The sequence below is a fragment of the Heyndrickxia vini genome (assembly GCF_016772275.1).
Taxonomy (GTDB): domain Bacteria; phylum Bacillota; class Bacilli; order Bacillales; family Bacillaceae_C; genus Heyndrickxia; species Heyndrickxia vini.
In genome coordinates this window covers 1,502,573-1,525,648 of record NZ_CP065425.1, presented here as the reverse complement: position 1 = coordinate 1,525,648, position 23,076 = coordinate 1,502,573, and the positions used below count along the sequence as shown (strand labels likewise).

General features: G+C 36.2%; 26 protein-coding genes and 1 other annotated feature. Of the genes, 2 read left to right on the top strand and 24 right to left on the bottom strand.

Going from position 1 to position 23,076, the window contains the following annotated elements:
* Positions 1-29: 29 nt before the first annotated feature.
* The 7 genes from I5776_RS07540 to nadB form a co-directional block, all read right to left on the bottom strand.
* On the bottom strand, positions 30-596 hold the full coding sequence (locus I5776_RS07540) for a BofC C-terminal domain-containing protein (RefSeq protein ID WP_202779929.1): 567 nt from the start codon (positions 594-596) through the stop codon (positions 30-32).
* A gap of 186 nt (positions 597-782) precedes the next feature.
* The gene (locus I5776_RS07535) at positions 783-1,496 is read right to left on the bottom strand and encodes a YhcN/YlaJ family sporulation lipoprotein (protein ID WP_202779921.1); all 714 of its coding nucleotides are present in this window, start codon (positions 1,494-1,496) and stop codon (positions 783-785) included.
* 111 nt (positions 1,497-1,607) lie between these two features.
* Positions 1,608-2,585, bottom strand: a complete 978-nt coding sequence (locus tag I5776_RS07530) for a phosphotransferase (RefSeq protein ID WP_202779920.1) — start codon at positions 2,583-2,585, stop codon at positions 1,608-1,610.
* Complete coding sequence (gene safA / locus I5776_RS21575; RefSeq protein ID WP_281397295.1) at positions 2,575-3,867, bottom strand: SafA/ExsA family spore coat assembly protein; 1,293 nt, start codon at positions 3,865-3,867, stop codon at positions 2,575-2,577. The genes I5776_RS07530 and safA overlap by 11 nt, the downstream gene beginning before the upstream one ends.
* Before the next feature lie 162 nt (positions 3,868-4,029).
* On the bottom strand, positions 4,030-5,136 hold the full coding sequence (gene nadA, locus I5776_RS07520; RefSeq protein WP_202779917.1) for a quinolinate synthase NadA: 1,107 nt from the start codon (positions 5,134-5,136) through the stop codon (positions 4,030-4,032).
* 14 nt (positions 5,137-5,150) lie between these two features.
* Complete coding sequence (nadC, locus tag I5776_RS07515; protein WP_202779915.1) at positions 5,151-5,996, bottom strand: carboxylating nicotinate-nucleotide diphosphorylase; 846 nt, start codon at positions 5,994-5,996, stop codon at positions 5,151-5,153.
* Positions 5,965-7,557, bottom strand: a complete 1,593-nt coding sequence (nadB, locus tag I5776_RS07510; RefSeq protein WP_202779913.1) for an L-aspartate oxidase — start codon at positions 7,555-7,557, stop codon at positions 5,965-5,967. Before nadB ends, nadC begins: the two co-directional genes overlap by 32 nt.
* Positions 7,558-7,661: 104 nt before the next feature.
* Between nadB and I5776_RS07505 the strand changes: the two genes are divergently transcribed.
* Together I5776_RS07505 and I5776_RS07500 are read left to right on the top strand one after the other, a co-directional pair.
* A complete protein-coding gene (locus tag I5776_RS07505) occupies positions 7,662-8,798 on the top strand; it encodes an IscS subfamily cysteine desulfurase (RefSeq protein WP_202779911.1) in 1,137 nt (378 codons plus the stop codon).
* 64 nt (positions 8,799-8,862) lie between these two features.
* Positions 8,863-9,408 (top strand): transcription repressor NadR, encoded by a 546-nt coding sequence (locus tag I5776_RS07500; RefSeq protein WP_202779910.1) that lies wholly within the window; start codon positions 8,863-8,865, stop codon positions 9,406-9,408.
* A gap of 26 nt (positions 9,409-9,434) precedes the next feature.
* On the opposite strand, the gene pheA is transcribed toward I5776_RS07500, so the two are convergent.
* The 17 genes from pheA to I5776_RS07415 form a co-directional block, all read right to left on the bottom strand.
* Positions 9,435-10,286, bottom strand: a complete 852-nt coding sequence (gene pheA, locus I5776_RS07495; protein WP_202779909.1) for a prephenate dehydratase — start codon at positions 10,284-10,286, stop codon at positions 9,435-9,437.
* Between the two features lie 28 nt (positions 10,287-10,314).
* Positions 10,315-10,707 carry an ACT domain-containing protein gene (locus tag I5776_RS07490; protein ID WP_246483994.1) on the bottom strand — a complete coding sequence of 131 codons (393 nt, stop codon included), beginning with the start codon at positions 10,705-10,707 and terminating at the stop codon, positions 10,315-10,317.
* A gap of 170 nt (positions 10,708-10,877) precedes the next feature.
* The gene (obgE, locus tag I5776_RS07485) at positions 10,878-12,170 is read right to left on the bottom strand and encodes a GTPase ObgE (protein WP_202779907.1); all 1,293 of its coding nucleotides are present in this window, start codon (positions 12,168-12,170) and stop codon (positions 10,878-10,880) included.
* Positions 12,171-12,216: 46 nt separating this feature from the next.
* Positions 12,217-12,750, bottom strand: coding sequence for a Spo0B C-terminal domain-containing protein (locus I5776_RS07480; protein ID WP_202779906.1), 534 nt, complete (start codon positions 12,748-12,750; stop codon positions 12,217-12,219).
* 128 nt (positions 12,751-12,878) lie between these two features.
* Positions 12,879-13,169, bottom strand: a complete 291-nt coding sequence (rpmA, locus tag I5776_RS07475; RefSeq protein WP_058002044.1) for a 50S ribosomal protein L27 — start codon at positions 13,167-13,169, stop codon at positions 12,879-12,881.
* Positions 13,170-13,181: 12 nt separating this feature from the next.
* Entirely contained in the window at positions 13,182-13,511 is a 330-nt protein-coding gene (locus tag I5776_RS07470) for a ribosomal-processing cysteine protease Prp (RefSeq protein WP_202779905.1), read from the bottom strand.
* A 12-nt stretch (positions 13,512-13,523) separates the two neighbouring features.
* Positions 13,524-13,832, bottom strand: a complete 309-nt coding sequence (gene rplU, locus I5776_RS07465) for a 50S ribosomal protein L21 (RefSeq protein WP_066227221.1) — start codon at positions 13,830-13,832, stop codon at positions 13,524-13,526.
* A gap of 13 nt (positions 13,833-13,845) precedes the next feature.
* Positions 13,846-13,927, bottom strand: a sequence feature (ribosomal protein L21 leader region).
* A gap of 59 nt (positions 13,928-13,986) precedes the next feature.
* The gene (locus I5776_RS07460) at positions 13,987-15,450 is read right to left on the bottom strand and encodes an Rne/Rng family ribonuclease (RefSeq protein WP_246483947.1); all 1,464 of its coding nucleotides are present in this window, start codon (positions 15,448-15,450) and stop codon (positions 13,987-13,989) included.
* A gap of 98 nt (positions 15,451-15,548) precedes the next feature.
* A complete protein-coding gene (locus I5776_RS07455; RefSeq protein WP_202779901.1) occupies positions 15,549-16,415 on the bottom strand; it encodes a M50 family metallopeptidase in 867 nt (288 codons plus the stop codon).
* Positions 16,408-17,175, bottom strand: a complete 768-nt coding sequence (locus tag I5776_RS07450; protein WP_202779899.1) for a M23 family metallopeptidase — start codon at positions 17,173-17,175, stop codon at positions 16,408-16,410. The genes I5776_RS07455 and I5776_RS07450 overlap by 8 nt, the downstream gene beginning before the upstream one ends.
* 182 nt (positions 17,176-17,357) lie before the next feature.
* The gene (minD, locus tag I5776_RS07445; RefSeq protein ID WP_202779897.1) at positions 17,358-18,164 is read right to left on the bottom strand and encodes a septum site-determining protein MinD; all 807 of its coding nucleotides are present in this window, start codon (positions 18,162-18,164) and stop codon (positions 17,358-17,360) included.
* Positions 18,165-18,166: 2 nt separating this feature from the next.
* Positions 18,167-18,847, bottom strand: coding sequence for a septum site-determining protein MinC (minC, locus tag I5776_RS07440; RefSeq protein ID WP_202779895.1), 681 nt, complete (start codon positions 18,845-18,847; stop codon positions 18,167-18,169).
* A gap of 83 nt (positions 18,848-18,930) precedes the next feature.
* The gene (gene mreD / locus I5776_RS07435; RefSeq protein ID WP_202779893.1) at positions 18,931-19,449 is read right to left on the bottom strand and encodes a rod shape-determining protein MreD; all 519 of its coding nucleotides are present in this window, start codon (positions 19,447-19,449) and stop codon (positions 18,931-18,933) included.
* Positions 19,449-20,306, bottom strand: coding sequence for a rod shape-determining protein MreC (gene mreC / locus I5776_RS07430; RefSeq protein WP_202779891.1), 858 nt, complete (start codon positions 20,304-20,306; stop codon positions 19,449-19,451). The genes mreD and mreC overlap by 1 nt, the downstream gene beginning before the upstream one ends.
* A 127-nt stretch (positions 20,307-20,433) precedes the next feature.
* On the bottom strand, positions 20,434-21,450 hold the full coding sequence (locus I5776_RS07425; protein WP_202779889.1) for a rod shape-determining protein: 1,017 nt from the start codon (positions 21,448-21,450) through the stop codon (positions 20,434-20,436).
* A 268-nt stretch (positions 21,451-21,718) separates the two neighbouring features.
* Positions 21,719-22,402 (bottom strand): RadC family protein, encoded by a 684-nt coding sequence (gene radC / locus I5776_RS07420; protein WP_202779887.1) that lies wholly within the window; start codon positions 22,400-22,402, stop codon positions 21,719-21,721.
* A gap of 51 nt (positions 22,403-22,453) precedes the next feature.
* Positions 22,454-23,020 (bottom strand): Maf family protein, encoded by a 567-nt coding sequence (locus I5776_RS07415; protein WP_202779885.1) that lies wholly within the window; start codon positions 23,018-23,020, stop codon positions 22,454-22,456.
* Positions 23,021-23,076 lie beyond the last annotated feature (56 nt).

Below are 23,076 nucleotides of genomic sequence, written 5' to 3'. Positions count from 1 at the left end.
TGGGTAAATCCTCATACAAAAAACCGGTCTCATGAACCGGTTAATGTTTGCTGTTTTTGTATGGAATAGGGTTTAAGGGTTTCTAATACTTTATCAAAGTCTTCTTTCGACTTGATTGGTATACCTTTTTTCAGTTCTTCATGTTTCTTTCCTTCCAACTTTTTTATATCAATTTGGAAAAACGATTGGATGATATCTGCATTATTCGGTTTTCCGTTAAAAATGGATATCGTTCCATCATCACTGATACCAAAATATCCATTCGCCTTAAGAAGAGGAGAAATATCATTGATTTTCTTTTGCAGTACAATTTGTTCTTCATCCATTTGTACGATTTGCCAATCTTGATATTTATTTTTCACCGACTGAATGCTATGAACATTTTCATAAAGGATTTCTTCACTTACTTCGCCATCTACATAAACCCTTTCGAGAATAATTGTTTTCTTATTTGGTGTAGATGATACTTCAATTGATTCAGGTTCACGAGTTGTCTTCGATTCTTCTGCTTGTTCGTTATCATCTTGTAAAAAAGTAATATAGAAAGCTCCTAATACGAATATGCCGATGAAGACGATTCGAACAAAAAATCTCATAGCTGTGTCACCTCTATATACGTTTTTTAGTACGTATACTTAGTGTGACCGTTATTTCACAAAAATATCCATATTAAAAACTAGATTGTTGTTTTCGCTAGGCTGGTATTAAACATTGGGACTTTAACAAATTCTTGTGAAAAGAAAAAATGGAGAACAGATTTTCCATTCTCCATCAATCAAAAATTATTGTTGATTTTTTTGTAATTTGATCATATTTTTCAAATCCATTTTGATCGTGTCACGTGGACCGCCGTCTTTTAAATCATTATCTATATCCCTTGCTTGATAATAGGTTCCAGCGTCTGTAGTAATTAAATATTGTCTTCCATTTAAAAATGGACGTATAGCACGCTCAACATTTGCTTTTGTTTTAGTACTGTCTTTGTCATTTTTAAGAACGGTTGTTACTATCACTGTATTTCCATCAATTAGCGCACGTGCATCTGAAACATTTGGTACTTTTATTGCCACATCGGATAACTTTTGAGCAAGCGCACCCTCATAAGCAGTGTAGTAGGAAGATTTTCCTTTCGCATCATGATGATTTAAATGACCGTGATAATTAATGTCTCGGAGAATTCTGTTTTTATTCACTCCCCGATTATTTGTATTATATTCTGTAAATGGTGATTTAATCGGATGATCATAATCATCAACATACCCTGATGGCAAAAGATTATTGTTTTTTTTCACATAATCTACATTTCCAAGCGAGTAATCCATTAGTTCCCGAACAGGTCCATCGTGGTCAACCATGTTTACATCGTTTGTATGATATCCGACTTGTTGGAAATTGTTTGTTGATCGATCATTATCGGCATTTTGATTACTTCCACATGCCGCCAAACCCGATACCATCAAGAGTGAGATAGGTGCTGCTAAAAGTATTTTTCTCAAAACAGTACTCCCCCTAACATTACTCCTAGAGCATTTTTTTGCTCATTCATATTTTGTGAGGTGGAGTTCATTCTATTCCGATTATTACTGGTTATTTCACCTAAAAGTCCCTTATATTCTGTTTATCATTTCATTTACAAAAGATTTCCTTTGTTCAAATTGATTAATAGTAATTTCCTTTAAATAAGTTAATGATTGAATCTTATCCTCTTTCGTGTTTATTGTTTTGATAAATCGATTCCATTCTCTTAGGACATCTGTTGGATAAATAAGGGCAATTACAAAAGCTTTACGATTTAGCAAGTTCTTAATTATCCCCATCTGCTGTAATTCATGACTTGACCATTCAATAAAAGGTAAGATTCGATTGGTGAATTGTAAATAATCAATAACCGGACTACCCACGTGAATTAAATCAAAATCAATCAAAAAAAGTTGTTGATCAAAATTATAAATAAAATTGTGATGGGCAACATCACCATGAATAACACATTTTTCTTGTTGGTCAAAATAACTTTTATTTTGTTTTAGCTTATGTAAAGACCATTTTGCCCATTCAACATAGACCTCAATGTAATATGGGGGCATAAACTTTTTTAACTGAGGAATATTAGAATTAAACTCCTTTAATCTTGCTTCCCATTTTTCAATTTGATCAAACAACGATAATTTAGTCGAAAATTCATTAACAAATAATTGCGTTGTCTTATGGAATTTCGATAATAATTCAATTGCTTGAATTCTGTTATTTTTTGTTTGATACGAAAATGATGACCCTTTTTTTATAAATTCAATTAACCCGTATATTTTATTCTCAAAAAAGCAAACTTTTTTAGCATGGATTGGATGAAATCGATAGGTCAGATGAAAGCCATTTGTAAATAGAAGATTTATTAAGGATAGTTGGTTTTCGACCTTTTCCCTAGTTGGAAACTCTTTTAACACCCAGGTGTTTTTAACTGTTTTGCAAAACCAAACACCATTTTTGATTTTTTTTACATATAAAAACTTTTCTCCCGTTAACGAGGTTAAATAAAGAAGGAGACGATGTTCGAATTCGTCTCCGGAACTTCTTCTATTAGCAGTCATCACAATCTTCTTCCTGTCTTGGATAACCTCCGAAATAACCGCCCGGGTAACCTGGGTAACCCGGATAACCTTGACCATACCCCATATAAGGGTTTCCGAATCCCGGATACCAACCTTGTGGGACACCGTAAAAATGACTATACGGATGATATCCATAATGACCATATTGTCCATACGGATTATGTCCGTAATGATGACCATATCCATGTCCTTGGTCATGACCGTAGCCATGTCCTTGATCATGACCGTAGCCATGTCCTTGATCATGGCCGTAGCCATGTCCTTGTTGGTAATCGTGATGATGGTATTCATGGTGATTTCCATAGTGTTGATCGGGTCTTTCTGGAAAATTCATGTTAACACCTTGCTGCGGCATATTTCCAAATTGGCCATACGGGTTATATGGCATTCCAGAGTATTGGCCATCTGGTGCAGGTAGGTACGCACCTTGTTGGATATTTGGCATGGAATGCATTCCTTGAAACTGAGCGTCTTGAGATTGAATAAATACGCCTTGCTGTGGTACAGAATGATTCGCCATCATCGGCATCGAAGATGATTCCTCCTCTTCATGCATCCAGCCTCCATATTCAGGAACTTGTGTTGGGTATGCTCCTTGGCCATAATAATAATTTTCAGGTGCATAGGACATTGCTGATCCTTGGACCTCCGGCATAACTGGTGTGTTATATCCCATTGGAAATCCTTGTTGCATTGGAAATTGTCCCATTGGTGCTTGATACCCATAAGGATAAGGTGTTGGCCCACATCCACAATCAGCTATTGGCATACAAGGTACGGTTGGATACACTTCAAAACACTCCTCTTGAACTGGCATCATGGGCATTTCAACAGGGGATTCGATACTTTCTACTTTTTCTTCTTTTACTGGAGGCGGCGCTTGCATTTGCGCCTGCATTTGCGACATGTGCATCGAATAATAGTTGTTTATATCAATCTCCGGGATGACTGGCTGCGGCATAATAGGAGTATAGATGGTTTCCTTTTTCGGAACCTCCTTAATGATTTCTTTGTGCACGGGCATTGTTGGCACAGGCTGTTCTTTATATGGATGTACAGCCTTTGGCATTTCCTTCTTAGGCATTACCACTTCTTTCTTAATTGTTCCTCCGGTTGTAGGTACTTTTATTTTCATACCAGGCATAATCATTTCCGGATTAGACAATTGGGCATTCATTTTCTTTAGTTCTTCAAAATCAACGCCATATTTTTTAGCAATATTCCAAAGGGTATCGCCTTTTTGAACAATATGGATCTTCACTAAAGTTCCCCTCCTCAGGCATAAGTCCATATAGTCTATGTCAAAATGGGCAAAGTGCTAATGTTCTTCAAAAAAAATTTATGTTTCTTACCATAAAAATATGCCTTCTCCCACAGGAAGAAAGCAATGATATTTCAATAATAAAGGTTATAGATATATAAATTATACGCGGTTTAACATACGGTTTAATGCTAAAACAGCATATTTTGTTGTTTCCTCGTCCACCTTTATTCTATTAATTGGTGACCCCTCAATGATACATTCTAAATTCCATAGTAAGTGTTCGAGATCAATTCTATTCATTGTTAGGCATGGACACATATGTGGATTTAAAGAAACAATTTTTTTAGTCGGATGTTCTTTAATAAGTCGATTTACTAGGTTCATTTCTGTTCCTATTGCCCATTCACTTCCTGGTTCTGCTTTTATTAGCGTATCAATAATATATTTTGTAGAGCCGTTGTCATCGGATAATGAAACGACTTCTCTACTACATTCCGGATGAACAATGATTTTCATTTTCGGGTGCATTTTTCGTATATGTGCGATATTATCAACCGTGAATTTTTCATGGACTGAACAGTGTCCCTTCCACAAAATTACCTTAACTCCTTCTATATCCCCTTCATAGATCAGCTCATTTTGAATTGGATCCCAAACCGCCATTTGTGATAATGGAATGCCTATATCAAAAGCCGTATTTCGTCCTAGATGTTGATCAGGTAAAAATAGAATGCGTTCCTTTTTTTCAAACGCCCAATTCACCATTGCATGCGCATTTGAAGATGTGACAGTTGCACCGCCATGTTTCCCTACAAAAGCTTTAATAGCCGCTGTTGAATTGACATACGTTAATGGCAAAATCGTTCCACCAAATAGGCTCTGAAGTTCTGCCCATGCTCTTTCTGTTTGATGAATCGTTGCCATATCAGCCATGGAGCATCCAGCACGCATATCCGGCAATAGCACCTGCTGAGCAGCACTTGTTAGAATATCTGCTGTTTCGGCCATAAAATGTACACCACAGAAAACAATATATTTAGCATCTTTATTTCTGGCCGATACTTGTGCAAGTTGCAAAGAATCCCCTGTCGTATCGGCAAACTGGATAACTTCATCCTTCTGGTAGTGATGTCCGGGAATAAATAATTCTTTTCCCAATAATTTTTTGATTTCCGCTACTTTTTGCTCCATCACGTTTTTAGCCGTATTTTTATAACGCTCCGGAAGGATAAATTGATTTTTATTTAAGACATCTAAAAACGACATTCCAATTCCCCCAATCAAATCTCATTATTTATTTTCACCCTTGCACTAATATCAAATGCTGATACTGAATGTGTTAAACAACCTAATGATATATATTGAACGCCTGTATTTGCATAACTAAGCAAATTATCTAATGTAATATTTCCCGATGCTTCTGTCGCAATCCAATCGGGAACAAGTGAAAGCCAGTTTTTTATTTGGTCTGGGGTGCAGTTGTCGAACATAATAATATCTGCCTTATGTTCTACAGCTTCGATTAATTGTTCCTTCGATTCGATCTCTACTTCAATTTTTACTGTGTGACCAATTTTTTCTCTAACTTTTCTTATTGCATTTTCAATTGATCCTGCAAACGAAATATGATTATCTTTAATCATCACAGCGTCATATAATCCATTGCGGTGATTAACACCACCACCTGTAACAACAGCATATTTATCAAGCATTCTAATACCGGGCATTGTTTTTCTTGTATCACAAACCCTTGTCCCTGTCCCCTTTATACACTTCATTGCATTTGCAGTTAATGTTGCAATTCCGCTCATCCTTTGTATGAGATTTAGAATTACTCTTTCCCCTTTTAAGATGTTTTGAACAGAACCTCGTGCAATGGCTATAATATCTCCAGCGTCAACAAAACTTCCATCATTTTTGATAATGTTAACCTCTACTGTTGAATCTATTGTTCTGTATCCTTCTCTTATAATATCCTCGCCGCAAAATACACCCGATTGTTTAGTAATAAAGGTTAATTCACCTATTTCTACTGAAGAAAATAAACTTTCACTTGTTATATCGCGATCCCCTATATCTTCATTGTAAAAATCTTTAAGCATGGATCTTAATTTGACTGTATTCATGTGCGTTACTCCTCACTTCCGTGCTATGTTTTGTATGAAATATGTGTTTTCTTGCCCATTCTGGATCTTTTAATGGAAAATCTTCTCTAATATGACCGCCGCGACTTTCCGTTCTTAATAGTGCTGCTTCAGTAATTAACTTTGCCGTAATCAACATAAAAATCATTTGAATATCTTCAGTTTCAAACTGATCTAAATGTAGATTTTTATGTTTAATAATTTCGTAGTTTCCCAGCCAGATTTTCAACTCTTCAAGCTTCATCTTTGAACGAATAATACCAGCACAGTCCATCAATTTATTTTGCAGTTCTAATTTATTGGGGAGATGTACCTTACGTTTTTTTGTTTGATTATTTATCTGGATATGCAATGAATGATCGACATTATTATTCGTCTGTTCATTTAAGTAGCTTGCTAGTTTTTCTCCATAATATAGTCCTTCCAATAGTGAATTACTGGCTAATCGATTGGCACCATGAACACCACTCCAAGCTGTTTCACCGATTGCATATAATCCGTTAATCGATGTTCTCCCAACTTCATCTATAACGATGCCCCCCATAAAAAAATGGCAGCCCGGTGCTACTGGAATTTTCCCTTTTGAAAGATCAATTTGATAGTTTTCACACATCGCAGTAATCGTTGGGAATTTTTCTTTGAAATGTTTAATCATATGAATATCTAGGTAAACTTCATTTCCTTTTGACCTTTCAAAATATATTTCTTGGGCAACAATATGTCTCGGTGCCAGATCATTTAAAGGGTGCTTACCTGCCATAATGGGTTCATTTGCATCGTTTATCAAAACGGCTCCCATCCCACGAACAGCCTCAGAAACTAACCCACAGGCTTTTCCGTTTATCGTAAGAAGCGTCGGATGAAATTGAATAAATTCCAAATCAGTAAGCTTTGCACCTGCCATATACGCTAAGGCTACACCATCACCAGCAACCGAAGAGGCATTTGATGTGTAAGCGTATAGTCCACCTACTCCACCAACAGCTAGAATAATATGTGATGCGAAATATATATTTGCCTCGCCTTTACTATTTCTCGTTTTAACCCCTATACACTTGTTCACATTCGGATGGATGATTAATTCGTAAACGAATTCATTTTCAATCATATTAATATTTTTCGGAACTTTTTTAAGAAAATGATCCATAAGATATTTTCCCGTTGCATCCCCGCCACAATGTAAAATTCGATTGCGACAATGTGCACCTTCTTTTCCTAATAGGATTGTGCCGTGTTCATCGCTATCGAATTGTACGCCTGAATTTATTAATCGATTGATTAGATTTGGCGCTTCTTTCACCAAATCCAATACTTTCTCATTAGTATGGAAATCTTCCCCCGCTTCAATCGTATCTTGATAATGTAAACGATAGTTATCATCACTTGAAACTGCTGCAGCAATGCCTCCTTGTGCAAAATATGAATTACTATTGCTCAGGGTTGACTTTGTGATTAATCTCACAAATAACGACGAAGAAAGGTTGTGTGCAAGTTGCATTGCTGCAATTCCACTACCAATAATAATTACATCTGAATTTTTCATGAAAGTACTCCTCCTGTATCAACAGGTGTCTTGACACATATATTTACATAGATTTATGATAAAGGCAAGAAAATTTTTTATTTGTCTATCAAGGAGGATATAGAATGATATATTTCGATTATTCCGCTACGACACCGATTGATGAAGAAGCATTAGAGGTATATCAACAAATCTCTTCCCATGTATTTGGAAATACAAGCAGTTTACATGATATCGGATCAGAGGCGGATCATATTTTACAAGTGTGCCGCAAAGAGCTTGCAGACATTTTGGATGTTTCAGCAGAATCGATTTATTTTACTTCCGGCGGAACGGAAAGTAATCTGCTTAGTATTATTTCTTTAGCAAAAAGTCATTCCCACCTCGGAAAACATATTATTACTTCGATTGCCGAACATCCTTCTGTACACTCCGCAATGACATTTTTGGAGGAAATTGGCTTTGAAATCAGCAAAATCCCATTTACCGCCGATGGGATGATTGATTTGTTCACATTACAAGAAAATATCCGGGAAGATACTATATTGATTAGTTTGCAGCATGTTAACTCGGAAATTGGAACGATTCAACCAATAAAAGAAGTATTTCATATGATTCAAGGTCAAAAGATTATTTTTCATTGTGATTGTGTACAATCATTTGGAAAATTGGACATGAAGGAAGTACTCCCTTATGTCGATTGTTTAACCATTTCTAGTCATAAAATCTACGGTCCAAAAGGCGTTGGTGCCATCTATATCAACCCTTCTAACCATGTAAAACCAGTTTTCTCCGGATTTCACCATGAGAATGGGTTTCGCGGGGGAACAGTTAATTTACCAGGAATTGCAGGATTTGTAGCATCCACTAAAAAGGCACTAAAACAGGAAAAAATAAAAAAGTATCAATCACTTCGATTGTTATTTCTCGAATTGATCAATAACGACCACATTACTCTCTATCAGTCTACAGCTATCGAATGTCAACTCCCCCACATAATCGGATTAGGGATAAACGGAATCGAAGGACAATATGTCATGCTTGAATGCAACCGTAACGGTTTCGCCATATCTACGGGCAATGCTTGTCATGTTGGTCAGCAGGAGCAATCAAACACAATGAAAGCTATGGGAATTCAACCTTCTAAATCGCAAGAGTTTGTTCGAATATCAATGGGAAATAAGACAGATGAGTGTAATGTAAAAGCGCTCGCCGATCTATTAAATAAAATTGCTGAGGAAAATTTGGCATATACCAATTAGTTGGTACAATGCAAGCTTTATGTTAGAATCCAAATAGGAGTAAAGCTGAAGGGAGTCTATCTGAGTGTCAGAAGAGAAAAAATTACTCGGTGAAAACAGGCGCGAATTTCTTTTACAGTTGCTTAAAGAAAGTAGTGAACCTATTATTGGAGGAGAATTAGCAAAACTAGCAAATGTTAGTCGTCAAGTAATAGTGAATGATATAACCCTATTAAAAGCTAAAAATGAGCCAATAATAGCGACAAGTCAAGGCTATTTATATCTTCGACAACCAAAAGTTGCGGATCAATATGAAAAAACAATTGCATGCCATCACACTCCGGAACAGGCAGAAAGTGAGCTAAACCTCATTGTTGATCATGGTGTTACAGTAAAAGATGTAAAAATTGAGCATCCTGTATATGGTGACCTAACTGCATCAATTATGGTATCTAACCGAAGAGAAGTAAAACAGTTTGTTGAAAAAATTCAAGCAACGAAAGCCATCTACTTATCAAATTTAACTCATGGCGTTCATATCCATACCATTGTTGCAAAAAGTAAACAACAGCTTGTAGATGTCGAAAAGGCATTAAATAATGCAGGGTTTTTAATGAATTTAAATGAATAAAAAATAAATCCAACAGGCTGTTGGATTTATTTTTGTGTATGATAGGAAAAATAACTTCCTAATATTTTCACATGACAGCCGAGTGATTCAATTTCCTCGATTGCATTTTTTACTAACTGATCTTCGATTGATTGATTAATATCTATCATAAAGAAATAATGACCTAAACCCGTTTTTAATGGTCTCGATTCAATTTTACTTAAATTTATTCTCCGCCATGCGAAGGCAGATAGTACTTGGTGTAAAGCACCTGCCCTATCTGAAGGCAGAGTTACCATAATTGTTGTTTTTTCATATGTAGATGTAAGCGAAGGTAGTATTTCTGTATGACTATGCGCTAAAACGATAAAACGAGTATGATTAAAATCATAATCATGTATATTTTCTTTCACAATTTTTAGATTATATTTTTCAGCCGCTAATTCATTTGCAATAGCGGCTATATTCGATTCTGGATGCTCACTGACATATTTAGCGGCGGCAGCTGTTGAAGTCAGTTGTTCCAAGGTTACACCACGAAATTGATTATGTAAGAATTTATGACATTGAGCAAGAGCATGTGGATGGGATAAAATACGTTCAACCTCATTCCACTTATTATATTGCATCGGATGAACCATTAAATGTTGTTGAATAGGAACGATAATTTCCGCTCTTATTGGAGGATTTGTTTCATGAAATAAATAATCCGTCGTTAAGTGCACCGACCCTTCTAACGCATTTTCAAAAGGGACTACAGCCATATCGACTTCATTATTAATAACAGCCTTGAAACAATCCGGAATCGTTGTATAGCCTATTCTTTCAGCGTCAGGAAACGCATTTTGGACGGCTATATCTGTAAAAGTGGCTTTTGGACCTAAATATCCTGCTTTCATCTAAATTCCCCCCTCTCGCTCTACCTGATCATGCGCCGGAACCTAAAATTTCCACTTTATCGATAAAATCCAAGCGACGTAGTTTTGATAATAATTCATCAAGATCTATCGTTATATCTGTTACCTCTAATGTAATTGTCACATTAGCACGTCCTTGAATTGGAATCGTTTGATGGATAGTTAATACATTACACGAATGATTAGCGATAACGCCAAGTAATTCAAAAAGTGTCCCTGATCGATCTTCTAAATGGAAAAACAAAGTAATCATTCTTTCTTTCACTATTGAATGAAAAGGAAACACTGTGTCCCGGTATTTATAAAAGGCGCTGCGACTAAGATCAACGCTTTGCGCTGCGTCTGCTACTGATTCAGCTTTCCCACGCTCTAGAAGCTCTTTTACTTCTAATGTTTTTTTCATCGCTTCAGGCAGTACATCTTCCCGGACTAAAATAAATTTATAGTCTATTTCTTTTCTCCCCAATGTCCTTTCCCCCAATACAAAATACAAAACGATCTATCGAAAAATATAGCAATTGGAACTAGCTAATAGACTATCTAATATCCAATTGCTATTTATTTATTGAAAAATTAATCAACAAATTCGAATTCATAATCCATGATCTTCACAATATCTCCATTTGACGCACCACGTTGTCTAAGTGCATCATCGATACCCATTGAACGTAATTGTCGAGCAAATCTTCGAACAGATTCTTCTCGTGAAAAATTAGTCATTTTGAATAACTTTTCTAATTTATCTCCCGTAACAACAAAGCTTCCATCCGGCTCCCGTGTAATATCAAATTCTTGTTCCTGTTTTTCATACTTATATACAACCCGTTTTTCTTCTTCTTTTTCTTTTTCAAGTTCATGTAATGGAAATTCCGGTGTTGTTTGAAGTAAATCTGCAATCGCAAATAATAAATCTCTTAAGCCTTGTCTAGTAATCGCGGAAATTGGATAAATTGGATAGTCTTCTTTCAGTTGCTCTTTAAATTTAGCAAGATTTTCTTCTGCCTCTGGCATATCCATCTTATTTGCTACGATAATTTGGGGTCTTTCCATCAATCGTAGATTGTATTCTTTTAATTCTTGATTAATCGTAACATAATCTTGATATGGGTCTCTTCCTTCAAGTCCGGACATATCTATCACATGGACGATTACTCTTGTTCTCTCGATATGACGGAGAAATTGATGACCAAGTCCGACCCCTTCATGGGCACCTTCTATTAATCCTGGCAAATCAGCCATTACAAAGCTGCGACCATCTTCTGTCTCGACTACTCCTAAATTAGGAACAATCGTCGTAAAATGATATTCAGCTATTTTAGGTTTCGCCGCTGAAACGATTGATAAAAGGGTTGATTTCCCAACACTTGGAAATCCGACTAAACCGACATCAGCTAAAACCTTTAATTCAAGAACGATATATCGTTCTTGTCCTGGTTCACCATTTTCTGATATTTCCGGTGCTGGGTTTGCTGGTGTTGCAAAGCGAATATTTCCACGACCGCCACGACCACCTTTGGCTACAACAGCACGCTCACCATGCACGGTTAAATCAGCGATAATTTCTTTTGTGTCATCATCAATAACGACTGTACCTGGCGGAACTTTCACTACCATATCTTCCGCTCCTCGGCCATGCTGCCCTTTGGACATGCCATGTTCCCCGCGATTCGCTTTAAAATGTCGTTGATAGCGAAAATCCATTAATGTTCTTAGTCCTTCTTCAACGACAAATATTACGTTCGCTCCCCTTCCGCCATCACCACCAGCGGGACCACCTTTAGGAACATATTTTTCTCTTCGGAAAGCGACCATGCCGTTTCCGCCATCGCCACCCTTAACGAATATTTTCACCTGATCTACAAACATAGAAGTACCACCCTTATAGTTAATAATACAAATTTATCAATGTGTGCTACATAAATATTTCAAAAGAAAAATAGGTTAGATTTATTTCATTTATGTTTACATTCTTAATCATTTTTTCTTGATCGACCAACCATTTTCTTAATAATTCCTGACCATTTTCTTTTATTGTTCCATTAAATTCAAAATCAAAACGTGTTTGGTCCTGATATTGTTCAAATGAAATGAATAAATTATTTTCTTGAAAAGGTACTACTACTTTTTCTAAAGTGAGGAAAAATGATTGAATCCAATTTGATAACGTTTGGTCATCAACAGTTAACGCTCCATTTTCACTTACTATTTCATAATCGATTTGAAATGGATGGGGTTCCCAGTTAAATGTAAGAAGGATTTCAGCAAAATGAGGGAGTTTTAAATTCGATAGTCTTGATTCCTGTTGTGCTTCTACTATCATTTCGTCCATTATTCGATTGACATTGTCTAGTTTATTCAATGCGATATTTCCTTTTATAAGCTGAAGCTGGTTCATCCAGTCATGGCGTGCATGTCGAAGCACTTCAACAATCGTCCACTTTTCCATTTAATTGACTCTCCTATTACATTCATATCTTTCTTTTGATAGTATATCAAAAGTAACTATTTATTGCATTTCCTGAATTAAAAAAAACTCTAACCGATAGGATCGATTAGAGTTTTTTAATCGTCATATTAAGCTTCTTGTGCAACAGGATATACGCTCACTTTTTTCTTGTCACGGCCCATACGTTCGAAACGTACGATACCATCAACTTTTGCGTAAAGAGTATCATCACCGCCACGGCCAACGTTCTCACCTGGATAGATTTTTGTACCGCGTTGACGGTAAAGAATGGATCCACCAGTTACCAATTGACCATCTGCACGCTTAGCGCCTAAACGCTTTGCGATAGAGTCACGACCGTTCTTTGTAGAACCTACTCCCTTTTTAGATGCGAAAAATTGAAGATCTAATCTTAACATTTGTTCCACCTCCTACCCGAAGGTTATTTTAATATATTTACCATAATCTCGTTCAATCGTTTGTAATGAAACGACCATACCTTGTAACAGCAATTGTACCTTCTCATCCTCATCCGCAGATAACTGCTCAGGAATCGTGCATTCAAGAAAGCCACCATTTGATTGTTTAATCAAAGGCTCGATCTTAGTCAATTCCATAATCGCATTAATCGCACCGAATGATACGGCAGAAGCACCTGCACAAACGATATCTTGGCCTTTCGTAGCAAAATCTGCATGACCTTTCATCGTAAAGGATGAAATTTTCTGATCAGATGTTTGCCGGATTTGAACATGTATCATGCACAGTCACCCTTATGCATTGATTTTTTCAATTACAACTTGTGTAAATGGTTGACGGTGACCTTGTTTTTTGTGATAGTTTTTCTTTGGCTTATATTTGAAAACAACCAATTTCTTAGAACGTCCTTGTTTTTGAACTTTCGCAGTTACAGTTGCTCCAGCAACAAGAGGACTTCCAACTTTTACAGAGTCGCCACCTACGAAAAGAACTTTGTCGAAAGTAACAGTTTCACCTTCAGCAACATTCAATTTTTCGATTGTGATAGCTTGGCCTTCTTCAACTTTGATTTGTTTTCCACCAGTTTCAATAATCGCGTACATACTTGCACCTCCTTAATAAACTCAGACTCGCCAAAAGCAGGCGTTTTGCCAATTGGCAAACACTTAAAACCTGTATTGTGCGGTTGTAGCACGGGTGCTACAAACATAACATAAAAATCTTATCAAAATGAGACGCTTATGTCAATAACGAGTTTCAAAACTTAGCTGATAATTCTTTAACCGTTCCAAATTGTCTTATGTAATAGTTTGGACGTGAAAAAGATAATGTTAATAAAAAGATCTTAACATTTAAGGTTTGTTCAAGCCTCATCAAATGCTCATTTTTTTCCCCACAAAAAATGGTTTTCACATCATCCGTCAACTCTATTAAGACTGCTTCATGTTCTTTAAATGGCTTCTCCCAAAGCTCTCTTTCTAATCGAAAAGCCATTGTTTCAGGGCTTTCAACCTTCCCTTTTCCTGCACAAACCGGACACTGTATTAAAAGTGTTTCAGAAAGTGATTTCTTTGTTTTTTTGCGAGTCATTTGGAAGATCCCGAGTGATGTAAACCCAACTAGTCTTGTATATTTAGGGTCCTTCTTTACTTCCTCTTGAATCGTTTTTTGAACGAGTTGACGATGGTTTTCATTTCTCATATCTATAAAATCAACTAATATTATTCCACCGTAGTCCCTAATAATTAATTGCCTGACCATTTCCTTAGCAGCTAAAATATTCGTTTGTAGGACAGTATCTTGAAAGTCTTTTGTACCGGAAAATTTTCCTGTATTCACATCAATACTAACAAGGGCTTCCGTTTCATCAATAACTAAATACGAACCATTTTCAAGCCATATTACTCTCCTTAAAGATTTCTCTATTTCCGAATCAATTTTATAGGTCGAAAAAATGTTTTCATCAGCCAAATGAAGGGAAAGTTTCCATTCCGATGAATGGTGATTTTGTTTTAAACGTTGCAATAGCTGCTGGTCATCTGAAATGATCCTCCCATTAGTTAAATGGGCTAACTCTTTTACTAGTTCTCTTTCAAACATTGAAGATTTTTCTAGTAATGAAGGTGGTTTTTGAGTATGAGATTCTTTGATGATGTGCTCATATTTTTGCCTAAGTATGTTTAGTTCTGAAAGCCACTCTTCTTCACTTGAATGTAGTGCACCGGTTCGTATAATAAATCCTTCATGATACATTTGATGTTTCTGTGCCAAGTCTCGCCAGTTACTTCGACTTCGTTCATCACCTTTTTTAGAAACAGCAATATAACCGCCTTCAGGTATATATATCATTTTCTCACCGAAAAGTTCAATAATGGCCGTTAGCAAAGGGCCTTTTATCGTTGTCTCATCTTTTTTTACTTGAACGATAAGCTTTTCGCCTTTTTGAACAAATTTCGAAATCGGATGATATTGTTTATTTGGGTCCTCATTTTGTACAAAGGATGGAAGTTGATCACGATGGATATAACCGTGCTTTTCCGTTCCGATATCAACAAAACAAGCATTCATTCCATTTTTCACATCAGTAACTTTTCCAATATATATATTTCCGACTTTCGTCTCATCTTGTGGCTGTTCTATAAATATTTTTGTGACTTTGCCGTTTTCTATCGTAGCAAATCTTTTTTCTGATGTTTTATAATTAATAATTATTTCATTCATCATCTTGCACCTACCCTTAATAAGCAAATAAAGCCCGCTCATTGGCAGGCTAGTTATAACTTTAAATAGGTTTAAATGATTCGTCAAGAAACACCCTTTTAATAGCTGTACATAAGGTCCTTCACTTTGGCATCAATTTGTTTTTCTGCAAAGTAAGCATGCAATACTTCATTTTCATCAAGATTGCCGATTTCTTTCCCATCTTTCATAATTAAAAGGGGATGCTTTCTGCCGCGTTGGAATTTTTCCAACACTTCATAGAGGAACTCATCGCCATTTACATTAAGAGGGCGTAATCGCTTAAAATCCATTTTCTTTCCATAATAGCGTTCTAATAGAAATCTCATAAAAACAAAATTCATTTGTTTCCATTCAGCCCATAAGGAAATATATAAATAAATGACGACAATCCAAATATTTAAATTTAAAGGTGTAAATATCATACTAATTAAATGGAAAAATAGTAAACAACACAAGGAGCTCAGAATAGTTATTCGCATTGCCCGCAAAAATGGCTTATTGACCGAAATTAAAAGATGCAATAGTTTCCCACCGTCTAATGGCCAAATCGGCAATAAATTGAATAATAATATCATTAGATTATAATCCATGAATGTCTGAAAGAAGCTTACCGATATAACCTCTACTTTTAATAACATAAACATCAATAGTGTTAGCCAAACATGTTGAAACGGTCCCGCGAGCACGACAAGCAATTCTTCTTTCAGCGGTCTATTCCCGTGTTCATCCATTTCGGCTACACCACCGAAAGGCAATATGGAAATTTTCTTGATTCTCCAAGAAAAAAAATGGGCCATGATACTATGTCCCATTTCATGGATTAAAAGAATACTAAACAATACTAATAATTCCTGAAAACGGGCAGTTAAGACAGCAATTCCTACAATGATCCAAAATAGTGGATGAATATGAATTTTTCGTAACAGCCCTAAGAAATTATTCAAATTTTATCACCTGTATCGGGTCTATAAACTTTTTCCCTTGCTTAATTGCAAAGTAGAATTCACCAGATAGACCATCTTCCGTATTCGAAACAGTACCGACCTTTTTGCCTGTTTTCACTTCTTCATATTCCCTCACTTGAATCGTTTCTAATTTTCCATACCATGATTCAGTCATATCAGGATGTTGTATGATGACTGTCTTACCAAGATCCGCCTTTTTGCCGGCAAAGATTATTTTTCCTCCATCCATCGCATCAACTGATTCATCAGATTTCGTTTCAATCATTACACCACGTCCATCCGCGGAAAAATTCGTAAGAACCTTACCAGATGCAGGCATAACGTAATCTTCCTTAACGGTTGAAGTATTGTCTTTAGCATTATTTTTAGTAGGAAATAATGCTAAAGGCTTTCCAAATTGTTTTTCATACCAGTTGGAAACGGCTGCAAATTGAAACTCTGATGTCATCGTATTATTCACAAAGCTTTTTACTTGATCAAGCTTTGGAATCGAACTTTTAAACACAATTGCCACAAAAAGTACTAAAACCGCTGAAGCTAATATTTTAAATAAGAATAGTTCTTTATTCCACAAAGGATGTATTTTACTAGGAGGATCTGCCTCAAAAATCGGATAATCATCAAACTCATCCCTGTGGGGAATAGAAGAACTTAGATGACTCTCTTTTTTTCGTGGATATGATTTTGTTTTCCTTTTTTTAGCCATTTGCCGCCGTATTTCATCCGCACGATTTCCCATCCGATCACCATTCTCCCTTAAACAGTTTGTACCATTCTATGATGAGTATTTATGGGATATGACAAGCTATCTATTTTTCTTCTAATGAGAAAAACGCGGGGTCAGAATGCTGGACAGCATTGAAAAGATATTCTTATCTTCAAAAAAAGACCCTCCAATAATACTGGAAGGTCTAAATAATATTAAGCTTTTACACCGAAAAGCTTTTTAATTTTCGCAAAAACTCCTGGTTTATGTTCTTCCAATTGTTGCAGCGGAATAGATTCACCAAGAATTCTTCGAGCAATATTTCGATAAGCTATTGATGCTTTACTATTAGGATTTAATGCGATTGGCTCCCCTTGGTTGGAACATTTAATAACTTCCTCATCATCTAAAACGATTCCAATTAAATCAATCGAAAGATGACTAGTAATTTCATCAATATCGAGCATATCACCACTTGACATCATATGATTTCGAATCCGATTTATGACTAATTTTGGTGGCTCGACTTGTTCCTCTTTTTCTAGTAAACCAATAATTCGATCGGCATCACGCACGGCAGATACTTCTGGTGTCGTAACTACAATTGCTTTATCTGCCCCCGCAACAGCATTTTTGTAACCTTGTTCAATGCCGGCTGGACAATCAATTATAATATAATCATATTCTTGTTTTAACTCACCAATTAGTTTTTTCATTTGCTCAGGATTTACCGCTGATTTATCACTTGTTTGAGCGGCAGGGAGAAGAAATAGCTTATCTTCAAATCTTTTATCCTTTACTAATGCTTGATGGGTTTTACAACGGCCATTCACAACATCTACCAAATCGTAAATAATTCGATTTTCTAAGCCTAACACGACATCCAAGTTTCGAAGTCCGATATCAGTGTCAACAAGACACACTTTCTTTCCTTGGAGGGCCAGTGCAGTGCCTAAATTGGCAGATGTGGTCGTTTTTCCGACTCCACCTTTACCGGAAGTTATAACGATTGCCTCACCCATGATTAGTATCCCCCTTTAAAACTAGTAATATTTGGTCTAAGATGTTTTAATGCTTGTATACGATCAATAACAATTTGATTGGTATCATCTATGTAAGCACATTCCATTTCATGCTGCTCTTGTTTACCGTATTGATCAGGAGCCCTAGTAATACAATCGGCAATTCTAATTTGTGCTGGTAGCATTAATGATGCAGCAACGATAGACTCTTCTTTGCCCCCATATCCGGCATGTGCAATTCCCTTTAATGCTCCCATGATATAAATATTTCCTCCGGCAATGACGGTACCGCCGGGATTTACATCACCAACTAATAAGAGATCACCCGGAACTTCAAGAACTTGTCCGGAGCGTATAATCGATGCAACCGAGTAAATTTGTTCTTCTTCTTGAATTTGTTGCGCTCTTTTTTTTGTAATTACATTACTTTGAACTTCCTCAACGACTAAATTTCTCTTATTTCTCACTAATTCCTTTAATTCTTCCTCTTGTTCTAGCGATATAAAACGATTTCCCACTTGAATTCTAACGGTAATCAGCGGGCTATCTTCACTTTCTACATGATGAATTAAAAGTTTTTCCTCTAGTTCGTCTAATAATTCAGGATAAGAGCACTGATCATTTAAGCTGAGAACTAACCCATCCTTTGTACCCTTTATCATGACATTTTGTCTTTTTTTCATCGCAAATTGCTCACCTCAGTGGCTATAATATTCGACAATAGTCAACGATTTTCCTCTTTTCAAAGTGAGAAACGATAAATTTTTTATTCATCCAACACTTCTTTTTTCCTTTTCTCCAGCCATTTTTTCATCGGATAGGAAAAAATGATAAAAAAGATTAGATTAAGGACTAAAGTTGGGATAAGTCTAACGTATAAAAAATCCACCATGGACATCGTGACATGATTAATTAAAATATTCAACTCATAAACAAGAAATTCAACAATGATAATATCAACAAGTACTATAAGTCCTGCAACAAAAATATTTGCTTGGAGGATTTTCATCATCTTCGATGTCAAATAAATCATAAACGGAAATAAAAACATATAGACACCTAAGATACCCGTATAATTTATATCAAATAATAATCCGAAAATAAAGGCATAAAGTATTGTGCGATTTCGAATATAATAAATACCCATTAATAATAAAACTACTAAAAGAAAATGCGGGACGATTGTATACCGTCCGCCAAATGCTTGATGAGGAAAATACTGTACAAAGATACTTTCAAAAATAAAGCTCAGACTTAAAATAAGAGGAAGAACAATGCGCTTCATTATTCTCCCTCCTCATCTGGATTTACAGTGGTCCGTTCAATAATTTGCACATTTTCGATATCATAAAAGTCCGCATAAGGCTTCACCCATGCCGTTTGTGTTAGCCCGTTTTCATCGGGTACTAATTTTTCAACTGTTCCAATCGGCAAGCCTTTTGGGAATACTCCGCCTAATCCAGAGGTATTTACGATATCACCTTTTTTAACACTAACATCGTAATCAATCGTTTTTAATAATAATACTTTATGTTCCTCATCATATCCTTGAATTAATCCGTATTCCTTCTTCTTGCTAAGCACTTCAGCAGAAATTCGATTTTTCGGATTTGAGGAGCTTAATAATTCAACGGTTGAATAAGAAGGAGACGTGCTTATCACTTTCCCTAATAGGCCTTTAGATGTCATGATTGCCATATTTTTTTTAACTCCACTTGATGAACCTTTACTAATCGTAATATTCTCATACCATTGATCCGAATTTCGAGAAACAATTGTCGCTTGAATGGATGAATAGTTTCTTAAATCGTCTTGTTTTTTCAATATTTTTTTCAATTCTTCGTTTTCACTTTTTAAATCAGCTATTTCACCAGTAATCTTTGGAAGCTCATCTAATCGCGCTTTTAACTTTTTGTTTTCAGTATATGTATTTTGAATATCCTTGACGCTATCAATAAAATTTGAAATGCCATGTGCTGGAAATGCGACAATGGATTGACCAAATCCGACGATATCCCTTACAAATTGTTCTGGCTTTGAAACATTTTCACGATCACGTAATGAATATCCAATTAATGCCACGAGCAAGATGATACTGATTAGCAAAATGATTAACCGTTTATTTAAAAAGAATTGTGGCATGTTGTCCACCCCATTAACAAAATCCAATTACGTATTTTGATTATTTTTTTCCGTCCTATAGTATGACGATACTTGGTCATTTTTAGTTTCAAAAAAATAGGGATAGGGGCAAATTGCCCCGCCCTACTTATTTTTCTTTAACTTTATTTTTGAATAAATCGATATGCTCTAATGCATTTCCCGTACCAATCGCCACGCAATCAAGAGGATTTTCAGCAATTAAAACTGGCATATTGGTTTCTTTGCTAATGACCTTATCAAGGTTACGAAGCAACGCTCCCCCACCAGTTAAAACAATTCCACGGTCCATAATGTCCGCTGCAAGTTCAGGCGGTGTTTGTTCTAATGTTCCTTTAACTGCGTCCACTATAGCATGAACGGTGTCATGCAGTGCCATCGATATTTCTTCAGCGGTTATTTCAATTGTTTTTGGTAATCCGGTTAACAGGTCACGACCGCGAATTTCCATTGGTTCGATTCCTTCAGGTTCTCCAGCAGATCCAATCTCCATTTTGATTGCTTCCGCTGTTCGATCACCAATTAATAAATTATACGTTTTACGTATATAACTAATTATGGATTCGTCAATCTCATCTCCGGCAACCCGAATAGACTGGCTAGTCACAATACCTCCAAGTGAAATAATAGCTACTTCTGTCGTACCACCGCCGATATCAACTACCATGCTTCCAGTTGGCTCCCATACAGGCAGGTTAGCACCTATAGCAGCTGCAAATGGTTCTTCGATAGGAAAAGCATCACGTGCTCCTGCTTGTCTAGTCGCATCAATGACTGCTCTTTCTTCAACAGAAGTAATACCGGATGGTACACATACCATTACATATGGTTTTCGCGAAAAACTACCGCCCTTATTTTTTGTTGCTTGTTTAATGTAATATTTCATCATTGTTGCTGTTGTTTCATAATCGGCAATAACGCCATCTTTCATCGGTCTGGTCGCAACAATATTCCCTGGTGTCCGACCAATCATGTTTTTCGCATCATTACCAACTGCTACGATTTGCTTTGTATCCGTATGTATCGCCACAACGGAAGGCTCACGAACTACAATTCCTTTTCCTTTAATAAATACGAGTGTATTTGCTGTACCCAGATCGATCCCAAGATCTCTACTACCAAACATTCATGTATCTCCCTTTCTATTCTGAAATGCTTCAGAAGGCATGTCCTATTTTAGCATTCAATAGCCAATATTTATTTTTTTAGCATGTGTATTTTGAAGTGAAATTATATTTTTAATTTGGCTTTGTTATACAGAAATTGTTGATTTCTAAACTACAGGGCGTCAAAATCAACGCTGTACTTTAACAAAGCTTTTAATTTAGCAAACCTTTAGTCACTGCAAAAATCATAAACATTATTATATCGTAAGACGAGCAAAAATCATAGTGTTATAAATACCCTTTTTCCTTCAAACTGACAAATTTTTTATCTCCGATAATAATGTGATCAAGAATATCAATCCCAATTAATTTTCCACATTCAACCAATCTTTTAGTTACTTCAATGTCTTCCCTAGATGGTGCAGGATCTCCTGAGGGATGGTTATGGAGACAAATAATAGAGGCTGCGGAACGGCGGAATGCTTCTTTGAACACCTCCCTGGGATGTACAATGGAAGCGTTAAGACTGCCGATAAAGATGGTTTGTTGATGAAGGACTTGATTTTTCGTGTTAAGGTATAAACATACGAAATGTTCCTGAGATAAAAAACGCATATCATTCATTACATAATTCGCGCCATCTTCAGGACTGCGGATGACATACCGGTCTTGATAGGTTAAGTTGCCAATTCTACGGCCTATTTCAACTGCTGCAAGAATTTGAACGGCTTTTGCATAGCCAATTCCTTTAACAGCCATAATTTCTTCTAATGATGCATCTTTTAGCAATCGTAAACCTTCAAAGTTATTTAAAAGTTTGTTGGCCATTTGAATAACGGATTCTTCTTTCGTACCCGTTCTAAGTAAAATTGCAAGCAGTTCTTGATTGGACAGACTTTTTGCTCCATTTTTTACGAGCCGTTCTCGTGGCCGTTCATCGGCCGGATAATCACGTATCATTAAATTTTCCATTTCTAACATACCTCCTACTAGATGTGCATTTAGTAGGCATGCAGCAAATCATTATTTAAATAGCATCATTTTATTCAGTTCTCTGTTTAACCGGGAAATAGGCAGACCAACGACTGAAAAGTAGTCACCTTGAATAGATTGAACGAATAACGACCCTAGCCCTTGGATGCCATATGCCCCAGCTTTGTCAAAAGATTCCCCGCTAGTTAAATAATGTTCAATTTCATGAGGTGTCAGCTTCCAAAATGTCACATCTGTTTTTTCGTAAAAACAATGAATTCTTTCTTCAAAAACAATGGCTACACCAGTTAAAACGGCATGAGTCCTTCCGGATAAACGTTCAAGCATTTGTTTTGCGTGCTCGCGATTCACTGGTTTTCCGAGTATATCTTGTTCAAGAACAACAATCGTATCTGCACCAATAATGACTGCATCCGGATAATCTTTTGAAACTGATTTCGCTTTTCTTAAAGCTAATTCAACAACTACTTCATGGGGTAATGCGTTTGGTTGAAAATCTTCGTTTTCATTACTTGCTACACTCGTAAAAGGGATTTGTAGTTTGGCAAGAAGTTCTTTTCTGCGAGGAGAACCTGAAGCTAAAATTAAATCTGGCATAATCCACCTTAACCTTTCAGAAGAAATAGGAGATACATATTAATCGTAGCAAAAAA